Annotated in this window: 17 protein-coding genes; 8 read left to right on the top strand and 9 right to left on the bottom strand. The window is 60.5% G+C overall.

The annotated features are described in order from the left end of the window. Positions 1-2: 2 nt before the first annotated feature. From nadC to yacG, 8 genes are all read left to right on the top strand, one after another. Positions 3-866 (top strand): carboxylating nicotinate-nucleotide diphosphorylase, encoded by an 864-nt coding sequence (nadC, locus tag AB5Y50_RS14810; RefSeq protein WP_010675819.1) that lies wholly within the window; start codon positions 3-5, stop codon positions 864-866. Positions 867-1,176: 310 nt separating this feature from the next. Further along, positions 1,177-1,593 (top strand): type IVa pilus major pilin TapA, encoded by a 417-nt coding sequence (gene tapA, locus AB5Y50_RS14805; protein WP_194859978.1) that lies wholly within the window; start codon positions 1,177-1,179, stop codon positions 1,591-1,593. Positions 1,594-1,596: 3 nt separating this feature from the next. Beyond that, positions 1,597-3,303: a PilB family type IVa pilus assembly ATPase TapB gene (tapB, locus tag AB5Y50_RS14800; RefSeq protein ID WP_041213997.1), complete on the top strand. Its 1,707-nt coding sequence runs from the start codon at positions 1,597-1,599 to the stop codon at positions 3,301-3,303. A gap of 127 nt (positions 3,304-3,430) precedes the next feature. Then, entirely contained in the window at positions 3,431-4,672 is a 1,242-nt protein-coding gene (locus tag AB5Y50_RS14795; protein ID WP_010675822.1) for a type II secretion system F family protein, read from the top strand. Positions 4,673-4,749: 77 nt separating this feature from the next. Further along, a complete protein-coding gene (locus AB5Y50_RS14790) occupies positions 4,750-5,625 on the top strand; it encodes an A24 family peptidase (protein WP_202007072.1) in 876 nt (291 codons plus the stop codon). 18 nt (positions 5,626-5,643) lie between these two features. Next, positions 5,644-6,258, top strand: a complete 615-nt coding sequence (gene coaE / locus AB5Y50_RS14785) for a dephospho-CoA kinase (RefSeq protein ID WP_042864857.1) — start codon at positions 5,644-5,646, stop codon at positions 6,256-6,258. A 37-nt stretch (positions 6,259-6,295) separates the two neighbouring features. After that, positions 6,296-7,018: a cell division protein ZapD gene (gene zapD, locus AB5Y50_RS14780; RefSeq protein WP_010675825.1), complete on the top strand. Its 723-nt coding sequence runs from the start codon at positions 6,296-6,298 to the stop codon at positions 7,016-7,018. Between the two features lie 10 nt (positions 7,019-7,028). Beyond that, positions 7,029-7,223, top strand: coding sequence for a DNA gyrase inhibitor YacG (gene yacG, locus AB5Y50_RS14775; protein ID WP_039040499.1), 195 nt, complete (start codon positions 7,029-7,031; stop codon positions 7,221-7,223). Positions 7,224-7,280: 57 nt separating this feature from the next. Here yacG and mutT read toward each other — a convergent pair whose 3' ends face one another. From mutT to murC, 9 genes are all read right to left on the bottom strand, one after another. Then, entirely contained in the window at positions 7,281-7,685 is a 405-nt protein-coding gene (gene mutT / locus AB5Y50_RS14770) for an 8-oxo-dGTP diphosphatase MutT (protein WP_171864957.1), read from the bottom strand. An 8-nt stretch (positions 7,686-7,693) separates the two neighbouring features. After that, complete coding sequence (locus AB5Y50_RS14765) at positions 7,694-8,878, bottom strand: tetratricopeptide repeat protein (RefSeq protein ID WP_049637195.1); 1,185 nt, start codon at positions 8,876-8,878, stop codon at positions 7,694-7,696. 65 nt (positions 8,879-8,943) lie between these two features. After that, positions 8,944-11,664: a preprotein translocase subunit SecA gene (gene secA / locus AB5Y50_RS14760; RefSeq protein ID WP_039040496.1), complete on the bottom strand. Its 2,721-nt coding sequence runs from the start codon at positions 11,662-11,664 to the stop codon at positions 8,944-8,946. 57 nt (positions 11,665-11,721) lie between these two features. Beyond that, a complete protein-coding gene (locus AB5Y50_RS14755) occupies positions 11,722-12,627 on the bottom strand; it encodes a M23 family metallopeptidase (RefSeq protein WP_039040495.1) in 906 nt (301 codons plus the stop codon). A gap of 140 nt (positions 12,628-12,767) precedes the next feature. Next, positions 12,768-13,691: a UDP-3-O-acyl-N-acetylglucosamine deacetylase gene (lpxC, locus tag AB5Y50_RS14750; protein ID WP_010675831.1), complete on the bottom strand. Its 924-nt coding sequence runs from the start codon at positions 13,689-13,691 to the stop codon at positions 12,768-12,770. A 102-nt stretch (positions 13,692-13,793) separates the two neighbouring features. Beyond that, complete coding sequence (gene ftsZ / locus AB5Y50_RS14745) at positions 13,794-14,945, bottom strand: cell division protein FtsZ (protein WP_005305686.1); 1,152 nt, start codon at positions 14,943-14,945, stop codon at positions 13,794-13,796. Positions 14,946-14,984: 39 nt separating this feature from the next. After that, on the bottom strand, positions 14,985-16,244 hold the full coding sequence (gene ftsA / locus AB5Y50_RS14740; protein WP_010675832.1) for a cell division protein FtsA: 1,260 nt from the start codon (positions 16,242-16,244) through the stop codon (positions 14,985-14,987). Then, entirely contained in the window at positions 16,225-16,977 is a 753-nt protein-coding gene (locus tag AB5Y50_RS14735) for a cell division protein FtsQ/DivIB (protein WP_029314839.1), read from the bottom strand. The genes ftsA and AB5Y50_RS14735 overlap by 20 nt, the downstream gene beginning before the upstream one ends. A gap of 97 nt (positions 16,978-17,074) precedes the next feature. Further along, positions 17,075-18,529, bottom strand: a complete 1,455-nt coding sequence (gene murC, locus AB5Y50_RS14730; RefSeq protein WP_045522161.1) for a UDP-N-acetylmuramate--L-alanine ligase — start codon at positions 18,527-18,529, stop codon at positions 17,075-17,077. Between the last annotated feature and the right edge of the window lie 17 nt (positions 18,530-18,546).

The raw sequence follows: 18,546 nt of genomic DNA, 5'->3' as shown, positions 1-18,546 counted from the left end.
GCATGTTACAACAGGACATCCGCCGCGCCGTGCGCGCCGCACTTCTCGAAGACTTGGGCGATGCCCTCACCGCGCTGGATCAACCGGATGCCAGCGCCGACATCACGGCCCAGCTGATCCCGGCCGATCGCATCTCGACCGCGCGAGTCATCACCCGCGAGGCGGGCGTCTTCTGCGGCCAGCCCTGGGTCGATGAGGTGTTTGCCCAGCTCGGTGGCGAAGTGAAGGTCGAGTGGAAAGTGCAAGATGGTGAACGCCTTGCCCCCAATCAGGAGCTGTTCCGCCTCCATGGCCCCGCCCGCGTGCTGCTGACCGGCGAGCGCAATGCGCTGAACTTCGTGCAGACCCTTTCCGGGGTCGCCACCCTGACCGCCCGTTATGTAGCCGAGCTGGAAGGCACTGACTGCCGCCTGCTCGATACCCGCAAGACCCTGCCCGGCCTGCGCAGCGCCCAGAAGTATGCGGTCACCTGCGGCGGCGGCAAAAACCACCGTATCGGTTTGTTTGATGCCTACCTCATCAAGGAGAACCACATTCTCGCCTGCGGCGGCATCCCTGAAGCAATCAGCGAAGCGCGCCGTCTCAATCCGGACAAACCGGTGGAAGTCGAGGTCGAATCCCTGGCCGAGCTGGAGCAGGCCCTGGCCGCACGGGCCGACATCGTGATGCTGGACAACTTCGACATCCCCATGATGCAGGAAGCCGTTCGCCTCAATCAGGGCAGAGCCAAGCTGGAAGTCTCCGGCAACGTCACCCTCGATACCCTTGCCGGATACGCCGCGACCGGGATCGACTTCATCTCGGTGGGAGCGCTGACCAAGCATGTGCGGGCACTGGATCTCTCCATGCGCTTTGTCGCGGCTTGAGCAAGCTCCATCCGTTGCTCGTGCCCAAAAATATTACAGGGCTCGAAACTTGCAAAAGGCGCCATCGGCGCCTTTTCTTTATGCAGGATCCCACGACATAAGGAGTGTGAAGATGGGCCCTCCCGCCTCATGACAAGTGCCAATGGAAGCCATTTAATCTTTGATTTTTCTACACATTTCACTAAATGACATAAAAGTGGCTAACAAGGTCCCCGCCTCTGTTGCCAACCCGAAGCGCTCGGATAAGATACCAGCGTGGATAGCATTCCACCGGTGCTTATCAGGAAACATGGAAAAAAGGATATTTCACATGAAAAGACAGTCAGGGTTTACGCTAATCGAATTGATGATCGTCGTTGCGATCGTCGCCATCCTCGCCGCCATCGCCTTGCCGGCGTATCAGACTTATACCAAAAAAGCTAAATTCTCAGAAGTGATCGCTGCAACTGGTGGTGTTAAGACGGCAATTGAAGTGTGTTATCAAACCACTGGAGATATGGGGCTTTGCGATGCTAATGGCTCTGGTGGTATTCCGTCTGCGGCAGGTGCGAGTGGGTATGTTAAATCGGTAACGGTTGGCAGCATTACATCAGGTGCAAGTATTACCGCTGTCGGAGCAGATCCATTTGATGGCGTAGAATATATTTTGGATGGTGTTGCCAGTGGCGGACAAATTCTTTGGACCCCAGATAGCTCAGCAACCTGTACAGGCCAAGGCATTTGCTAACGCATGACCTCTAGCCTCAATAGCGGCCTGGCCACCAGCCTGGCCGCTTCTTCCCTCCTCAGTGAGCCGGACTCACAGCGCTATCTGAGCCAGGCCAAGGCGCAGCGCAAGCCCTTTGTCACCTTCCTGATTGAAAACGACATCCTCGACAGCAAAGCCCTCGCCGATTTCTGCGAGCTGGAATATGGGGTACCTCTGCTGGATCTGGCGGCCTTCGATCTCGCCGAGATCCCGCAGAAATACCTCAATCAAAAGCTGATTGAAAAGCACCATGTCCTGCCCATCTACACCCAGGGGCATACCCTCTATATCGCCATGTCCGATCCGACCAATGTGTCGGCTCTGGAAGATTTTGGCTTCAGCTTCGGCCTGCATACAGAAGCCCTGCTGGTTGAAGAGAGCAAGCTGACCGCCGCCATCGGCAAGCTGATGGAGAGCGAGCAGGATACCCTGGGCATGGATCATATCGACGAGGCCGAGATCTCCGAACTCGAGGTCTCCGACGAGAGTTCCCGCCTCGACGAGAGCGTCAACACCGCGGACGATGACGCCCCCATCGTCAAATACATCCACAAGATCATGATGGATGCCATCAAGCGCGGGGCCTCCGACCTGCATTTCGAACCCTACGAGACCAAGTACCGGATCCGCTTTCGGGTAGACGGCATACTGCACGAAGTCGCCACGCCGCCGGTCAACCTGGCCAACCGCTTCGCGGCTCGCCTCAAGGTGATGGCGCGGCTCGACATTGCCGAACGGCGCCTGCCCCAGGATGGCCGGATCAAGCTCAAGATCTCACGCAACAGATCCATGGACATGCGGGTCAACACCCTGCCCACCATGTGGGGCGAAAAGATCGTGATCCGGTTGCTGGACTCCTCGGCCGCCCGGCTCAATATCGATCAGCTCGGCTTTGACGACCGGCAGAAGACGCAATACCTGCACGCCCTCTCCAAACCTCAGGGCATGATCCTGGTGACCGGCCCGACGGGGTCAGGCAAGACGGTGTCACTCTATACCGGCCTCAACATCCTCAACACCAGCGAGGTCAATATCTCCACCGCCGAAGATCCGGTCGAGATCAACCTGCCCGGCGTCAACCAGGTGCAGATCAATCCCAAAGCAGGGCTCACCTTCGCCAGCGCCCTGCGCTCCTTCCTGCGCCAAGATCCCGACATCGTTATGGTAGGGGAGATACGGGATCTGGAAACCGCCGAGATCGCCATCAAGGCCGCCCAGACCGGTCACCTGGTGCTCTCCACCCTGCACACCAACTCGGCGGCAGAAACGCTTACCCGGATGATGAACATGGGGGTGCCGGCCTTCAACATCGCCTCTTCGGTCACCCTCATCATGGCCCAGCGCCTTGCCCGCAAACTCTGCGATCACTGCAAGGCGCCGGAAGTGGTGCCGGAAGCCGAGTTGCTGGAGCTGGGCTTCACCCAGCAGCAACTGGCCGCCGGGTTGCGGCTGTTCAAGCCCGTGGGATGCAAGGAGTGCTCGGGAGGCTACAGAGGCCGGGTCGGCATCTATGAGATCATGCTGATGTCCGACAACATCGCCAAACTCATCATGCAGGGAGCCAACTCGCTGCAGATTGCCGCGATAGCCCAGAAGGAAGGGATGCGCACCCTGCGTACATCCGGCCTCGAGAAAGCGCGTCTTGGCGTCACCAGCCTGGCCGAAATCAACAGGATCACCACCAACTGAGTTCGCAGTGCCCGAGTCATCTCGCCGGGTGAAGCCGCTGCCATCACCCCGATGACCTTCTTCAAGCCAAGATGAGCCGGACAGGCAGCAGCATCCGGCCACCGTCGCCCAATTGCAGGATGCAGTGATGGCCACATTAGCTCAAAAACGCAACGCACCGAAAAAAGTCTTCTCCTACCGCTGGCACGGCGTCAACCGCAAGGGACAGAAGGTCTCAGGCGAGCTGCAAGCCGACAGCATCACCACCGTCAAGGCCGAGCTGCGCAAGCAGGGCGTCAACGTCACCAGGGTCAGCAAGCAGAGCCAGGGGCTCTTCTCCAAGGGCGGCGCCAAGATCAAGCCGATGGACATCGCCGTCATCTCCCGCCAGATCACCACCATGCTCTCCGCCGGCGTGCCTCTGGTGCAGAGTCTTCAGATCATTGCCCGCGGCCACGAGAAAGCGGCGGTGCGCGAGCTCATCGGTCAGATCGCCGCCGATGTGGAAACGGGCACCCCGCTCTCGGAGGCGTTGCGCCGCCATCCCCGCCACTTCGACGACCTCTATTGCGACCTGGTCGAGGCCGGGGAGCAATCCGGTGCCCTGGAGACCATCTACGACCGTATCGCCATCTACCGCGAGAAGAACGAAGCCCTCAAATCCAAGATCAAGAAGGCCATGTTCTATCCATCCATGGTCATTCTGGTGGCCATCGTCGTCACCTCCATCCTGCTGCTCTTCGTCATTCCCCAGTTCGAGGATATCTTCAAGAGCTTCGGTGCCGAGCTGCCTGCCTTTACCCGGTTCGTCATCGCCATCTCCCGCTTTATGCAGGAGTGGTGGTACGCCATCTTTGGCGGCGCTGCTCTCGCCGTCTTCCTCTATGTGCGGGCCTGGCGAAAATCCCAGAAGGTCAGGGACAACACGGACAAGTTCATCCTCACCATTCCCGTGGTGGGCAACATACTGCACAAGGCTGCCATGGCCCGTTTTGCCCGCACCCTCTCCACCACCTTCTCCGCCGGTATCCCGTTGGTGGATGCCCTGGTCTCGGCGGCCGGAGCATCGGGCAACTATGTCTATCGCACTGCGACCATGGCCATTCGCAACGAGGTGGTGGCCGGCATGCAGATCAACGTCGCCATGCGCACCGTGGATCTTTTCCCCGACATGGTGACCCAGATGGTGATGATCGGTGAGGAATCCGGCGCCATCGACGACATGCTCTCCAAGGTCGCCGCCATTTTCGAACAGGAGGTGGACGACATGGTCGACGGCCTCACCAGCCTGCTCGAACCCATCATCATGGTGGTGCTCGGGGTGCTGGTCGGCGGCATGGTCGTGGCCATGTACCTCCCCATCTTCAAGCTGGGCTCTGTGATACACTGACCCCCTCGACAGAGGGCCGGGCGGTGCATTTCCCCCGGCCATCTGTCATCCCCGTTCCCGACACAAGCGATTGATCTATGGTGCCTTTGATCGAACTGGCCCAGGGCTTGCCCTGGCTCTATCTCTCCTTGATTTTCCTTTTCTCCCTGATGGTGGGCAGCTTCCTGAACGTGGTGATCCATCGTCTGCCCATCATGATGGAGCAGGCCTGGCATGCCGAATACAGCGACTATTTCGGTGACGATGAAGAGACTCCTCCTGCAACCGGACGATACAACCTCATGGTGCCTCGCTCCCGCTGCCCCCACTGCGACCACCCCATAGGGGCGCTGGAGAACATTCCCCTGCTGAGCTGGCTATGCCTCAGAGGGCGCTGCCGCAACTGCCACGCTCCCATTTCGGCCCGCTATCCCCTGGTCGAGCTGCTCACCGCACTGTTGTCGGTCTCGGTGGCAGCCGCGCTTGCCCCCGGCTGGGGCACCCTTGCTGCTCTGTTGCTCACCTGGACATTGGTCGCACTGACCTTCATCGACCTGGACAAGATGCTCTTGCCGGATCAGCTCACCCTGCCCCTGCTCTGGGGTGGCCTGCTGTTCAATCTGGCGGGCGGTTTCGTGCCCCTGGCCGATGCGGTGGTCGGCGCCATGGCGGGCTATCTGGTGCTCTGGAGCCTCTATTGGGCCTTCAAGCTGCTGACCGGCAAGGAAGGGATGGGCTATGGCGACTTCAAACTGCTGGCGGCACTGGGCGCCTGGCTCGGCTGGCAAGCCTTGCCCATCGTGCTGCTGCTCTCTTCGCTGGCGGGCGCCATCATCGGCATCGGTCTCATCCTGCTGCGCAACCACCACCAGGGCAAACCCATTCCCTTTGGCCCTTATCTCGCCATCGCGGGCTGGATAACGCTGCTGTGGGGCGATAGCATCACCCGCTGGTATCTTGATGTCGTGCTCTAGCAAAAGGATCTCTGACCCATGTATGTAGTCGCAATCACTGGGGGAATCGGCAGCGGCAAGACCACGGTTGCCAACCGCTTTGCCGAGCTGGGTATCGAGGTGGTGGATGCGGACATCATCGCCCGTGAGGTGGTGGAGCCCGGCACCCCTGCTCTGGCTGCCATCGCCGCCCATTTTGGCCCGGATGTCGTTGCCCCCGATGGCCAGCTCGATCGCCGCCGGCTGCGAGAGCGGATCTTCACCGATTCGCAGGCCAAGGAGTGGCTCAATGCCCTGCTCCATCCCCTCATCCGCAGCGAGATGCTGCGCCAGTGTGCGGCAACCCGCTCCCCCTACTGCCTGCTGGTCGTCCCCTTGCTGGTGGAAAACAGGCTCACTTCCCTCGCCGATCGGGTACTGGTGATCGATGTGGACGAAGCGACACAAATCGAGCGTACCTGCCGCCGCGATGGCGTCAGTCGGGAACAGGCCCAGGCGATACTGGCGTCCCAGGCGAGCCGCAGCGAGCGCCTTGCGATGGCCGACGACGTCCTGGACAACCAGAGTGGTACGAGTGAGACCATCTGGCAGCGAATTTTCGCCCTGCACCAGACATATCTGGCATTTGCCTCTCAACAAGCCCACCAACTGTGAGTACACTAGGCCGGTTTATGGCTGGCCAGGATTAGGCATGATTTACGATTTTCCCCTCAATGAAAAAAGCCGGACCTATCTTCGTCTGGAGTCTCTGTTTTCCCAGATCCGCGACAATCTGGAGAGTGACCAGTCCTGGGCACATATCGCCTTCTTCAAGGGGTTGTTCGATTTGCAGGAGTTGCTGGAGCGTGGTGACCTGCGAGCCGATCTCATCAAGGATCTGGAGCGCCTCGGCCAACGCCTGAGCCACTGGGCCAGTCTGCCTGACGTCGATCTCGAGCAGATCCAGCGGATGCAGCAGGAGAGTACCCAGCTCTCCCGCAACCTGCTGAACTCCCCGCGCCCCGGCGCCCGTCTGAAAGAGGATCGCCTGCTCGGCTCCATTCGTCAGCGCTTCTCCATTCCGGGTGGTCTGTGCGCCTTCGATGTGCCGCAACTGCACCACTGGCTGGCGACCCCGGCCGTCACCCGCCACCAGCAGATGCAGCAATGGCTGAGTGACATCACCCTGCTGATGAACGCCATCTCCCTGTTGCTGCGCCTGTGGCGCGAGTCGGGCAACTTCAGCGACCAGGTGGCCACCAACGGCTTCTTCCAGGATACCGCCGAAGGGGCTGAACTGATCCGCATCCGTCTGGCGGGCACCCAGCCCTGCTATCCGACCCTGAGCGGCCACAAGAACCGCTTCGCCCTGCGCTTCCTGCCAACGACGGAACAGCAGATAGGCGACGTTTCCTTCCAGCTCGCCTGTTGTTGAGGAGCGCCCCATGGTGACCAAGGTAAAGTGCCCGACCTGTCAGAGCGAGATCGAATGGGGCCCGCAGAGCCCGTTTCGCCCCTTCTGCAGCAAGCGCTGCCAGCTGATCGACCTCGGCGAGTGGGCGGATGAACAGAAGCGCATCCCGGGCGAGATCAACCCGGATCTGCTGCCCGACCCGGAACAGGGCGATCCCTGGCAATAAACACTTCACGATCAAAAAAGGGCCCTCAGGCCCTTTTTCGTTGGTATCGATTCCCTTTCAGGCAAGCGAGGCCTGCAACCGCGCGACGATGGGGCCGTTGGCATCCGGGAAGCGGTATTCGTGCAGCGAGGCCAGTGGCACCCAGCGGCACTCCTGCCCCTCCTTGCCAAAGGGCTCGCCGTGGAAGCGGGTCACCTTCCAGATATCCAGCAAGACCTGCTTGTCGGGGTAGTCGTGGTGCAGCTCCATGAAGGGGGCACAATCCTGCACCCGGATCCCGATCTCTTCCCACAATTCCCTGTCCAGCGCGGTGAGCAGATCCTCCCCCGACTCCACCTTGCCACCGGGAAACTCCCAGCGATCCCCCTGATGGCGATCGGCTGAGCGTTTGGCGATGAAGATATCGCCCCGTTCGTTCTCGATGACGCCCACCGCCACCCAGATCCGTTTCTTCTGTTCCATCATTGTCCTCAGCGTAAACACGGCAAACGGGCGATCCAGGGGGCAAGCCGAATGGCCTGCTGATCCCCCCGGGCCCTGAAGAGATCCTGCCCGACATGCTCATTGCCCGGCGGCGCAACCTGCGGCCAGGGCACCGCACCGGGCGGAGTGAAACAACGATCGTGTACCCGCGCGCTCTGGCGCAGATAGCGCCATAAACAGTCTCGCAAGAACCACTGGTCGATGTTCGGTGTTTCCATGGTACTGGGCTGATAGCTCGCCATCAGCGGCGCAAGGGGAGGCAGCACACCGGCCACACCGCCCCACATGCCGGCCAGCACCAGATCGGTGTGGCTCCACCAGTCACGCATGATATGGAACCAGCGCCCCGATGCAAGCCAGTCATCGACCGCAAGCCGCTCCCGCAGATTCAGCACGGAGTCCGCATCGCGCACAAGAAAGCGCCCCACTCCGGGATCATTGGCGACCTGGAAGCGCCAGCAGAGGCGCTGACGCTGGGATTGGCCATCGGGCTGCACCTTTATCTCGGCGCCATGTTCTTGCAGGCAGGCCAGAAACCCCTGAGGGACACTGCCATCCACATAAAAACGCACCCGCCAGCCCGGATAGAGGTAAGCTGCGGCCAGCACATTGTCGAGCGCTCCCCGCAAATAGCGGGGCTGTACTCCCCACAAGGAGAAGGCGATGACTGCCTGCTTCTCCCCCTGCTCCGCGAGCCAGTCATCCGGCCCCTCTGCCGGCAGCACCCACCCCGCGACAGGCTGCGAGACGGCCTCATCCTTGAGAGTCAGGGCACGGGTTCCCGCTTGTGCCGCTTCTTCATGGCGTCCCAGCTTGGCAAGGGAAGTGCAAAGCCCGTCATGGACCAGATAATCATCCGGCTCGCGCCGCACCAGTTCGACCAGGTGCATCACGGCCCGCTCATGTTGTTCGGAGCGCGAGAGGCAGACACAGAGATTGCGCAGCACCTCAGTGTTATCGGGTGCGGACCGGTACGCCAGCGTCAGCACCTGGGCCGCCGAGGCGGGATCGCCGGACAAAAAGAGGTAATAGGCAAACTGCAGTTGCAGGGGAACAGATTTGTTCGTCTCTGCGTTCAGCCTGCTCAGCACACAACGGATCGCCTCCTGGCGTCTCTCCTGCAGCCAGTGCCCATGTGCCTCCCCATCCCATCCCGCCGGCAATCTGCTCATCGTCCCCTCCTTGGTCCGAAAATGAATACACCGCCCGGAGGCGGTGTATTCATCATGGCAGGGTGTCACGTCAGCTGACCGTGACAGTGCTTGTATTTTTTACCCGAACCACAGGGGCAGGGATCATTGCGCCCGATCTTCTGTTCGTCGCGCACGAAGGTGGTATGGCCCTCGGCCCCACCCGTTTCCTCGTCAGCCAGCTGGTTTTCGGCCGTGGCATGGGTGTAGGTACGGGGAGCGGCTTCGGCCTGCTGGCGCTGCTGCTCTTCCATCGCCTCCACATCCCGCTCCTGCACCTGTACTCGGCTCAGGATGCTGACCACGTCGCGCTTGAGGGTCTCCAGCATCTGGGTGAACAGATCGAAGGATTCGCGCTTGTACTCCTGCTTGGGGTTCTTCTGGGCGTAGCCGCGCAGATGGATGCCCTGGCGCAGGTGATCCATGGCCGCCAGGTGCTCCTTCCACAGACCATCCAGCGTTTGCAGCATCACCGCCTTCTCGAAGTTGCGCAGCACCTCCTTGCCGACCAGCTCTTCCTTGTGGGCATAGAGCTTGGTGGCTTCATCCAGGATGCGTTCGCGCAGCTTCTCTTCATACAGCTTGTCGTCTTCCGCCAGCCACTGCTGCAACGGCAGATCCAGGGCGAAATCGGACTTCAGACGCGCTTCCAGACCCGGTACGTCCCACATCTCTTCCAGGGACTGGGGCGGGATGTACTCGTCGATGATGGCGCCGTAGACGTCGTCACGGATGACGTGAATGGTCTCGGAGATGTCGTTGGTGTCCAGCAGTTCGTTGCGCTGCTCGTAGACCACCTTGCGCTGATCGTTGGCCACGTCGTCGAACTCGAGCAGGTTTTTACGGATGTCGAAGTTGCGACCTTCCACCTTGCGCTGGGCATTCTCGATGGCCTTGGTCACCCAGGGATGCTCGATGGCCTCGCCCTCTTCCATGCCCAGCTTCTTCATCATGCCGGTCACGCGGTCGGAGGCGAAGATCCGCATCAGGGTATCTTCCATAGAGAGGTAGAAGCGGGAGGAACCCGGATCACCCTGACGACCGGAACGGCCGCGCAGCTGGTTGTCGATACGACGGGATTCGTGACGCTCGGTACCGATGATGTGCAGGCCACCGGCCGCCAGCACTTCGTCATGACGCACCTGCCAGGCCGCTTTCAGCTCGGCAATCTGCTCGCTTGACGGGTTTTCCAGCTGGGCGATCTCCGCCTGCCAGTTGCCGCCGAGCACGATGTCGGTACCACGACCGGCCATGTTGGTGGCGATGGTGACGGCGCCGGTCTGGCCAGCCTGGGCGACGATCTCCGCTTCCATGGCATGGAACTTGGCGTTCAGTACCTTGTGCGGGATATTTTCCTTGGTCAGGATGCCGGAGAGCAGCTCGGAGTTCTCGATGGAGACGGTGCCAACCAGCACGGGCTGGCCGCGCTTCACGCACTCGCGGATGTCCTGCACGATGGCCGCGTATTTCTCCTGGGCGGTCAGGTAGACGAGATCGCCCATGTCCTTGCGCACCATCGGCTTGTTGGTCGGGATGACCACGGTATCCAGGCCATAGATCTGCTGGAATTCAAAGGCTTCGGTATCCGCAGTACCGGTCATGCCCGCCAGCTTGTCGTACAGACGGAAGTAGTTCTGGAAGGTGATGGAGGCCAGGGTCTGGTTCTCGTTCTGGATCTTGACCCCTTCCTTCGCCTCGACCGCCTGGTGCAGACCGTCTGACCAGCGACGACCCGGCATGGTGCGGCCGGTGTGCTCGTCGACGATGACGATCTCGTCCTTCTGGACGATGTAGTCGACGTTGCGCTCGAACAGGGTGTGCGCGCGCAGGCCGGCATTGACGTGATGCAGCAGGCTGATGTTGGTGGCGGAGAACAGGGAGTCATCCTCGGCCAGCAGTCCCTCTTTCTTGAGCAGCTCTTCCACGAAGATCTGGCCGTTCTCGGTCAGCAGCGCCTGGCGGTTCTTCTCGTCCACCGTGTAGTGGCCGTCGCCGGTGTACTCCTCGGAGTCTTCCTTGTCCTGCTTGACCAGCAGGGGGATCAACTTGTTGATCTGGGTGTACATGGCGGAGCTGTCTTCCGCCGGACCGGAGATGATGAGCGGGGTGCGGGCTTCATCGATGAGCACCGAGTCCACCTCATCCACCAGCGCGTAGTTGAGCGGACGCTGTACGCGCTGCTCCGGCGAGAATGCCATGTTGTCGCGCAGGTAGTCGAAACCGAATTCGTTGTTGGTACCGTAGGTGATGTCGGCAGCGTAGGCATCGCGCTTCTGGGATGCATCCATGCCGGGCACGTTGCAGTCCACCGTCATGCCGAGGAAGGCGAACAGCGGGCGGTTGGCTTCCGCATCACGCTTGGCCAGATAGTCGTTCACCGTCACGACATGCACACCGCGGCCGGTCAGGGCGTTCAGGTAGGCCGGCAGCGTGGCCGTCAGGGTTTTACCTTCACCTGTCTTCATTTCGGCGATGCGGTTGGAGTTCAGCACCATGCCGCCGATCAGCTGGACGTCGAAGTGACGCATGCCGAACACACGGCGGGAGGCTTCACGGACGGTGGCGAACGCTTCCGGCAGCAACTGCTCCAGTGTTTCGCCCTGCTCCAGACGCTGACGGTACTCGGCGGTCTTCGCCTGCAGTTCCTGATCGGACAGCGCCTCGAACTGAGGCTCCATCGCATTGATTTGTTTTACAATTTTGCGCAAAGCCTTGAGCGTTCTGTCGTTCCGGCTGCCGATAATCTTGGTGAGCAGTGTGCTAATCATGGGTACCAACTGTTTTGGTTATATAAGCGTTCCGTCACTGGAACCTGAAGAAAAAACCTAACCCCGTCTGGCATTCAGAAAGCGCGCGGGGTTGACCTGACGACCATCTTTCAACACTTCGTAATGCAAATGAACTCCGGTTGCACGACCGGTTCGCCCCATCAGGGCAATCTTCTGGCCCTCATCGACCAGGGTGCCCACATCCACCAGCAACTTGGAATTGTGGGCATAGCGGGTGACCAGACCATTGCCATGGTCAATCTCCACCATGTTGCCAAACTCCGGATGGCGCCCTGCCCAGCTGACAATCCCCTTGCCTGTCGCCAGGATGGGGGTGCCGGGCCTGCCGCGGAAATCCACCCCTTTGTGCATCTTGGCGCGACCGTTGAACGGATCGACCCGCCCACCGAAACCGGAGGAGATCCAGACACGCTCCTGCTTGACCGGTGAGCCGGGGATGAAACCCGCATCGGTGATATGGTGGTTCATGATGAAGGATTCAAGTACCGACAGCTGTTCTTCGCGGCTGCTGAGCTGACGGCTGAGGTGTTCCATGGAATCTTGCAGTTCACCCAGGCTGACTTCCAGGTCTGCATCATAGGAAGGGCCGCCCATGGGGGGCAGCTCCTTGAAGTTGAACTCCTCGGGATCGAGGTCCGCCTTCTCGGTCAGGCGCTCGCCGAGGGCGTTGAGGCGACCAAGTTGTCCCTGCATGGTGCCCACCTGGGCGGCCAGCATGGCAAGCTGTTCGCGGGCTTCATCGGCCCCTTGCGTGGATTTTTGCTGCTGCGCCAGGGTCAGCGCCACTTCCAGCGCCTCCATTTTCTGCTGCCAGCTCTGCCAGAGCCAGCCGCCCCCCAAGGCCAATACAGTGAAGAGAATACCGCCGACCCAGGCCAGACGTTGTTTGGGTAAGTGCAACCTGCGGCGCTGCTTACCGTGGAGGATCAGGGTAATGCTCATAGAAATCTGTCTTCTCGGTCAGGTGAGGCCAAGGGCCTGCACGGGCAATAAAACCGGGAGATAATCGGTATTAAAGGATGGAATAAACAAATGACAGGACGTCGGTGCGGAGAGATGACCGACGTCCTGTTGCACAGCTATCAGGCCAGAACCAGACCGTTGTCGTAGTAAGCGATAGGCGCTTTGTCGCCCTCACCCTCGAAGGTCACCAGTTCCCAAGCCTCTTGCTGGGCCAGCAAGGCACGCAGCAGCTTGTTGTTCAGGGCATGGCCCGTCTTGTAGGCACGGAATTCACCGATGATACTGCGATTGCACATGTACAGATCGCCGATGGCATCCAGCATCTTGTGCTTCACGAACTCGTCTTCGTAGCGCAGACCATCTTCGTTCAGCACCCGGTAGTCATCCAGCACCACGGCGTTTTCCAGGCTGCCGCCCAGTGCCAAGTTCTGGGAACGCAGGTACTCGATATCACGCATGAAGCCGAAGGTACGAGCACGGCTGATCTCTTTCACGAAGGAGCTGCCGGAGAAGTCCAGCACGCAACGCTGGTTGCGCCCTTCAAACACCGGATGCTGGAAATCGATCTCGAGATCCATCTTGAAGCCGTTGCGATAGGGGTGGAATTCCGCCCACTTGTCGCCGTCTTCAACCCGGATGCTCTGCTTGATCCGCACGAACTGCTTGGGTGCGTTCTGTTCACGAATACCCACTTCCTGCAGCAGATAGATGAACGGATGCGCACTGCCGTCCATTACCGGGATCTCGGGGGCATCAACCTCGACATAGAGGTTGTCGATCCCCATCCCGGCCAGAGCGGCAGACAGATGTTCGATGGTCGACACGCGAACACCGGCTTCATTCACCAGAGCGGTACAAAGCACAGTATCACGCACCTGATCGGCATTGGCTGGCAGCGCGACCACAGGATTCAGATCGGTACGCAAGTAAACGATCCCTGTGTTAACAGGCGCCGGACGGAACGTCATAGTGACTTTCCGGCCCGAATGCAGGCCCACACCGGTGGCCTGGACACTCGTTTTCAAGGTTCTTTGTCTAATCATGGGCGTATCCGCTTTAACAGCTCAAATTCCTGACCAGATGGTCGTTGCCGGGCCATCTTAGCACAATCCTTAAGCAACAAACAAACCAGAGCCATCAGAGGCTTAGTCTGCCTGCTTGCGCAGGAACGCAGGAATATCGAGATAATCCGGTTCGCGACGAGCTTGCGGCTCGGCGTTCACCACCTTGGCCGGGGCCTCTTCCATCACGCGAGACTGCAGGGCTTCGCTGATCAGGGGCTGACGAGCCGGACGCTCTTGAACCATGTTGTTCTTGACCAGAGTGATGTCGGGCTTGCGCTCGGCACCGATACCGGTCGCCACTACGGTAACGCGCAGTTCGTCGTGCATTTCCGGGTCGATTACGGTACCCACCACCACGGTGGCGTTCTCGGACGCGAAGGCCTTGACCGCGTTACCCACGGTCTCGAACTCTTCGATGGTCATGTCCATGCCGGCAGTGATGTTGACCAGGATGCCGCGGGCACCGGCCAGATCCACGTCTTCCAGCAGCGGGCTGGAGATGGCCTTCTCGGCCGCTTCTTCGGCACGGTCGTCACCGGAGGCGGAGCCGGTACCCATCATGGCGGTACCCATCTCGCGCATCACGGTCCGCACGTCCGCGAAGTCGACGTTGATGAGGCCCGGGCGGGTGATCAGCTCGGCGATGCCTTGCACCGCACCCAGCAGCACGTCGTTGGCTGCCTTGAAGGCGTCCAGCAGGGAGATGCCGCGACCCAGCACCTTCAGCAACTTGTCGTTGGGGATGGTGATCAGGGAGTCGACGTTCTTGGAGAGCTCTTCGATGCCGTGAGCGGCGAAGCCCATCCGCTTCTTCCCTTCGAAGGAGAACGGCTTGGTCACGACGGCAACGGTCAGGATACCCATCTCGCGGGCCACTTCGGCCACGATCGGTGCAGCACCTGTACCAGTACCACCACCCATGCCGGCAGCGATGAACACCATGTCGGAACCGGTCAGCAGCTCGCGCAGCGCTTCCCTGTCTTCCATGGCGGCGTCACGACCCACTTCCGGGTTGGCCCCGGCACCCAAACCCTTGGTGATACCACCGCCGATCTGCAAGGTGGTATTGGCACTGGAGTTGCGCAGTGCCTGGGCGTCGGTGTTCACGGTGATGAACTCGACACCTTCGATGTTTTGACGAACCATGTGCTCGACTGCGTTGCCGCCGCCGCCACCCACACCTATCACCTTGATGACGGCTTCGTCAGTGTGGCTATCCATAAATTCAAACATGTTGTCTCTCCGCTTTATTTGCCTGACTCAGCAAAATCTTTAGAACTCGCCACGCAACCAGTTGCTGACCCGTTTGACCAGCCCACCTACGCTTGCCTTGGCGGCATATTCCTTGTTACTGCCGGTGGATTGGTTGGTGCGGCCGTACTGCAACAACCCGACCGCAGTCGAGTACACCGGTGCCTGTACGTAGTCACTCAATCCCCGGATATTCATGGGCTCGCCCACCCGGACCTGGCTCTGGAAGATCTGCTCTGCGCACTCCACAATGCCTTCGATCTGGGCCGCGCCACCGGTCAAGACCACACCGGCGGCCAGCTGATGCTTGACCCCCTGTGCCTTCAGTTCGCTCTGCACCCGCACCAGCTCGTCATTCACCATGGAGAGCAACTCGGTGTAACGGGGTTCAATCACTTCCGCCAGTGTCTGCCGTTGCAGGCTGCGCGCCGGGCGACCGCCGACACTGGGCACTTCGATATTGTCTTCCTTGCTGACCAGGCGGCCGAGGGCACAGCCATAGCGCACCTTGATCGCCTCCGCATCCAGCGGCGGCGTGCCGAAGGCATAGGCGATGTCGCTGGTCACCGTGCTGCCGGCATAGGGAATCACCTTGGTGTGGCGCAGGGCGCCGCCGGTAAAGAGCGACATGTCCATGGTGCCACCACCGATGTCCACCACGCAGACACCCAGCTCCTTCTCGTCTTCGGTCAGCACGGCGTAGCTGGAGGCCAGGGCGGAGAAGATCAGCTGATCCACCCGCAGACCCACCTTCTCCACACACTTCTCGATGTTGCGCGCCATGTCGTTGTGGCAGGTGATGAGATGCACCTTGGCTGCCATCCGCACGCCGGAGAGGCCGACCGGGTTCTTGATCCCTTCCTGATAGTCGATGGCGAACTCCTGGGGCAGCACGTGCAGCACCCGCAGCTCGTCCGACAACCGCACCGACTTGGCGGTGTGGATGACGTTGTCCACATCCTCCTGGGTCACCTCTTCGTCGGAGATGGGCACCATGCCGGTCTCGTTGCGGCAATCGATGTGCTTGCCGGACAGCCCCAGATAGACGGAACTGATCTGGCAGTCTGCCATCATCTCGGCCTCTTCCACCGCGCGGCGCAGGGACTTGACCACGGAGTCGAGGTCATTGACCCCGCCCTTCTCCATCCCGCGAGAAGCGTGGCTGCCCATGCCGATGACATTGAGTTCGCCATCAGGCAATACTTCGCCAACCAGTACCGCCACCTTGGTCGTGCCGATATCCAGTCCGACAATCAAATTTCTATCTGCGGTGTTGGTCATTCACTTTCTCTTCGCTTTTCTTCCAGCCAACTGCCATCCCGGTGTCGTATCGAAGATCCACGTAAGCAACCCGCTCACGGGGCTCGATGACCGGAAAGGCATCGATAAACCGCTGCAGACGAAGCGCGATATCCGAGCGCCCCACAAACAGCTGAATGTTGCCATCCAGGGTCAGTTCCCAGGCATGGCGGGGGGTCAGATTCACCCCCAGCAACTTGTATCCCTTGGCCGCCAGCAGCGTTTCGTACTGATGGCTGGCTTCCAGCACCTTGGCGGCCTGATCATCGGGCCCGGACAACTGCATCAGGGGCTTCTTCACCCTGTCCGGGGCACTGAATACCTCACCCTTGGTGTTGACGAAGCGGTTACCGTTCCAGCGAGCCGCCACATCCTGTTCCGTGAGATAGACCTTGATCTTGTTCGGCCACTTCTTTCGTACCGAGACCTGGGCCACCCAGGGCAGGGCGTTCAGACGCGCCTGCAATTCGTTCACATCCAGCTCGAAGAAGTTGCGAAGTTCGGCACCATCCAGCACGGCAGCACGCAACTCATCGGCCTTCAAATATTCGTGTTGCCCCTGCAGCAACAGCTCGCTCATGGGCAACCGACTGGCATCCGTCAGCCAGTCTTTAACATCCAGCGCAGTCTGGTAGAGCCCCCACATGACCAGGATGAAAAATGCCACCCCGGCGATGAAGCCCCCCTTGGTGCGCCCTTGTGCCCTTGCCTCCACCCGATCGATCCCCGTAAAACGCGCCATGCCGGCCACTTGCAGACCGGTTCGCCATTATATAGGCCTCGGCTTGGCGGTCAAAATACTCATTGGGCCCTCAGGCACCGGATTTCATGCTATCCACGCTCAATTTCATCTCGCCGAGACGACGGGCCAGCGCACCGACGTTACCCGCCCCCTGGGTCAATACCAGATCCCCCTCGCCAATCAGGTCGGCCAGCACCGCGGGCACATCGTCCGGCGTTGCGACAAAGATGGGCTCCAGGGTGCCGCGGGAGCGGATGGAACGGCACAAGGCACGGCCATCGGCACCGGGAATGGGCTCCTCACCGGCGGCATAGACCTCCAGCATCACCAGCACGTCCACCTTGGAAAGCACATCCGCGAAATCTTCGTAGAGATCCCGGGTCCGGCTGTAGCGGTGCGGCTGGAACACCATCACCAGCCGCTTCTCGGGCCAGCCGGCGCGAGCGGCGTTGATGGTCACCTTCACTTCGCTCGGGTGATGACCGTAATCGTCCACCAGCATGGCCTTGCCACGGCCGGTTTCAAACTCGCCATATTGCTGGAAGCGGCGCCCCACCCCTTCAAACTTGGAAAGTGCCTGGATGATGGCCTCGTCGCCGATGCCGTCTTCGGTTGCCACCGCAATGGCGGCGGCGGCGTTGAGGGCGTTGTGGATGCCCGGCAGATTCAGGGTCACCTCCAGCTCACCCGCCCCTGCACGGCGCACCCGGAAACGGCTGCGATTGCTGGTCTGCACGAAGTCCAGCACCTGCACATCGGCATCATCGCTCAGACCGTAGGTGAGGGTGGGACGGGCGATCTCCGGCAGCATGGCGCGGATCACGGGGTCATCCACGCACACCACGGCCAGGCCGTAGAACGGCAGATTGTGCAGGAAATCGATGAAGGTGGCCTTCAACCTGGAGAAATCGCCACCATAGGTGTCCATGTGATCCGCTTCGATGTTGGTCACGATGGAGACCATGGGTTGCAGATGCAGGAAGGAGGCGTCGCTCTCGTCCGCCTCGGCAATCAGATAACGGCTGCTGCCCAGGCGGGCATTGGTGCCGGCGCTGTTGAGCAGACCGCCGATGACGAAGGTGGGGTCGCGATCCGCCTCGGCATAGATGCTCGCCACCAGACTGGTGGTGGTGGTCTTGCCGTGGGTCCCGGCGATGGCGATGCCGTGACGGAAGCGCATCAGTTCCGCCAGCATTTCGGCGCGGCGCACCACGGGAATACGCAGCTCGCGGGCAGCCAGCAGCTCGGGGTTGTCCTGCTTGATGGCGGTGGAAACCACCACCACGCTGGCACCGTCCACATGCTCGGCACTGTGACCGACAAAAATGTGTGCGCCCAAAGAGGCCAGGCGTTCGGTCACCCCGTTGCGGGCCAGATCAGAGCCGGTCACCTGATACCCTTCATTGGCAAGCACTTCCGCAATACCGCCCATACCGGCGCCACCGATGCCGATGAAGTGGATGCGACGCACGCGGCGCATTTCGGGGATAACGGTACGCAGTTTTGCCAGTTCAACCTTGGTCATAGTTCTTTCTCAATTCG

Source organism: Aeromonas sp. s6 (genome assembly GCF_040907815.1).
GTDB classification, from domain to species: domain Bacteria; phylum Pseudomonadota; class Gammaproteobacteria; order Enterobacterales; family Aeromonadaceae; genus Aeromonas; species Aeromonas caviae.
Note: the sequence above shows the minus strand (reverse complement) of the source record. Positions and strands in the feature narration are given on the sequence as shown.

What these genes read in the sequence shown, in the direction of transcription:
- nadC (WP_010675819.1), top strand. Translation starts at nt 3, where the DNA reads ATGTTACAACAGGACATCCGCCGCGCCGTGCGCGCCGCACTTCTCGAA.
- zapD (WP_010675825.1), top strand. Translation starts at nt 6,296, where the DNA reads ATGATTTACGATTTTCCCCTCAATGAAAAAAGCCGGACCTATCTTCGT.
- tapA (WP_194859978.1), top strand. Translation starts at nt 1,177, where the DNA reads ATGAAAAGACAGTCAGGGTTTACGCTAATCGAATTGATGATCGTCGTT.
- AB5Y50_RS14765 (WP_049637195.1), bottom strand. Translation starts at nt 8,878, where the DNA reads ATGAGCAGATTGCCGGCGGGATGGGATGGGGAGGCACATGGGCACTGG.
- secA (WP_039040496.1), bottom strand. Translation starts at nt 11,664, where the DNA reads ATGATTAGCACACTGCTCACCAAGATTATCGGCAGCCGGAACGACAGA.
- murC (WP_045522161.1), bottom strand. Translation starts at nt 18,529, where the DNA reads ATGACCAAGGTTGAACTGGCAAAACTGCGTACCGTTATCCCCGAAATG.
- lpxC (WP_010675831.1), bottom strand. Translation starts at nt 13,691, where the DNA reads ATGATTAGACAAAGAACCTTGAAAACGAGTGTCCAGGCCACCGGTGTG.
- mutT (WP_171864957.1), bottom strand. Translation starts at nt 7,685, where the DNA reads ATGGAACAGAAGAAACGGATCTGGGTGGCGGTGGGCGTCATCGAGAAC.
- AB5Y50_RS14790 (WP_202007072.1), top strand. Translation starts at nt 4,750, where the DNA reads ATGGTGCCTTTGATCGAACTGGCCCAGGGCTTGCCCTGGCTCTATCTC.
- coaE (WP_042864857.1), top strand. Translation starts at nt 5,644, where the DNA reads ATGTATGTAGTCGCAATCACTGGGGGAATCGGCAGCGGCAAGACCACG.
- AB5Y50_RS14795 (WP_010675822.1), top strand. Translation starts at nt 3,431, where the DNA reads ATGGCCACATTAGCTCAAAAACGCAACGCACCGAAAAAAGTCTTCTCC.
- ftsA (WP_010675832.1), bottom strand. Translation starts at nt 16,244, where the DNA reads ATGACCAACACCGCAGATAGAAATTTGATTGTCGGACTGGATATCGGC.
- ftsZ (WP_005305686.1), bottom strand. Translation starts at nt 14,945, where the DNA reads ATGTTTGAATTTATGGATAGCCACACTGACGAAGCCGTCATCAAGGTG.
- tapB (WP_041213997.1), top strand. Translation starts at nt 1,597, where the DNA reads ATGACCTCTAGCCTCAATAGCGGCCTGGCCACCAGCCTGGCCGCTTCT.
- AB5Y50_RS14755 (WP_039040495.1), bottom strand. Translation starts at nt 12,627, where the DNA reads ATGAGCATTACCCTGATCCTCCACGGTAAGCAGCGCCGCAGGTTGCAC.
- yacG (WP_039040499.1), top strand. Translation starts at nt 7,029, where the DNA reads ATGGTGACCAAGGTAAAGTGCCCGACCTGTCAGAGCGAGATCGAATGG.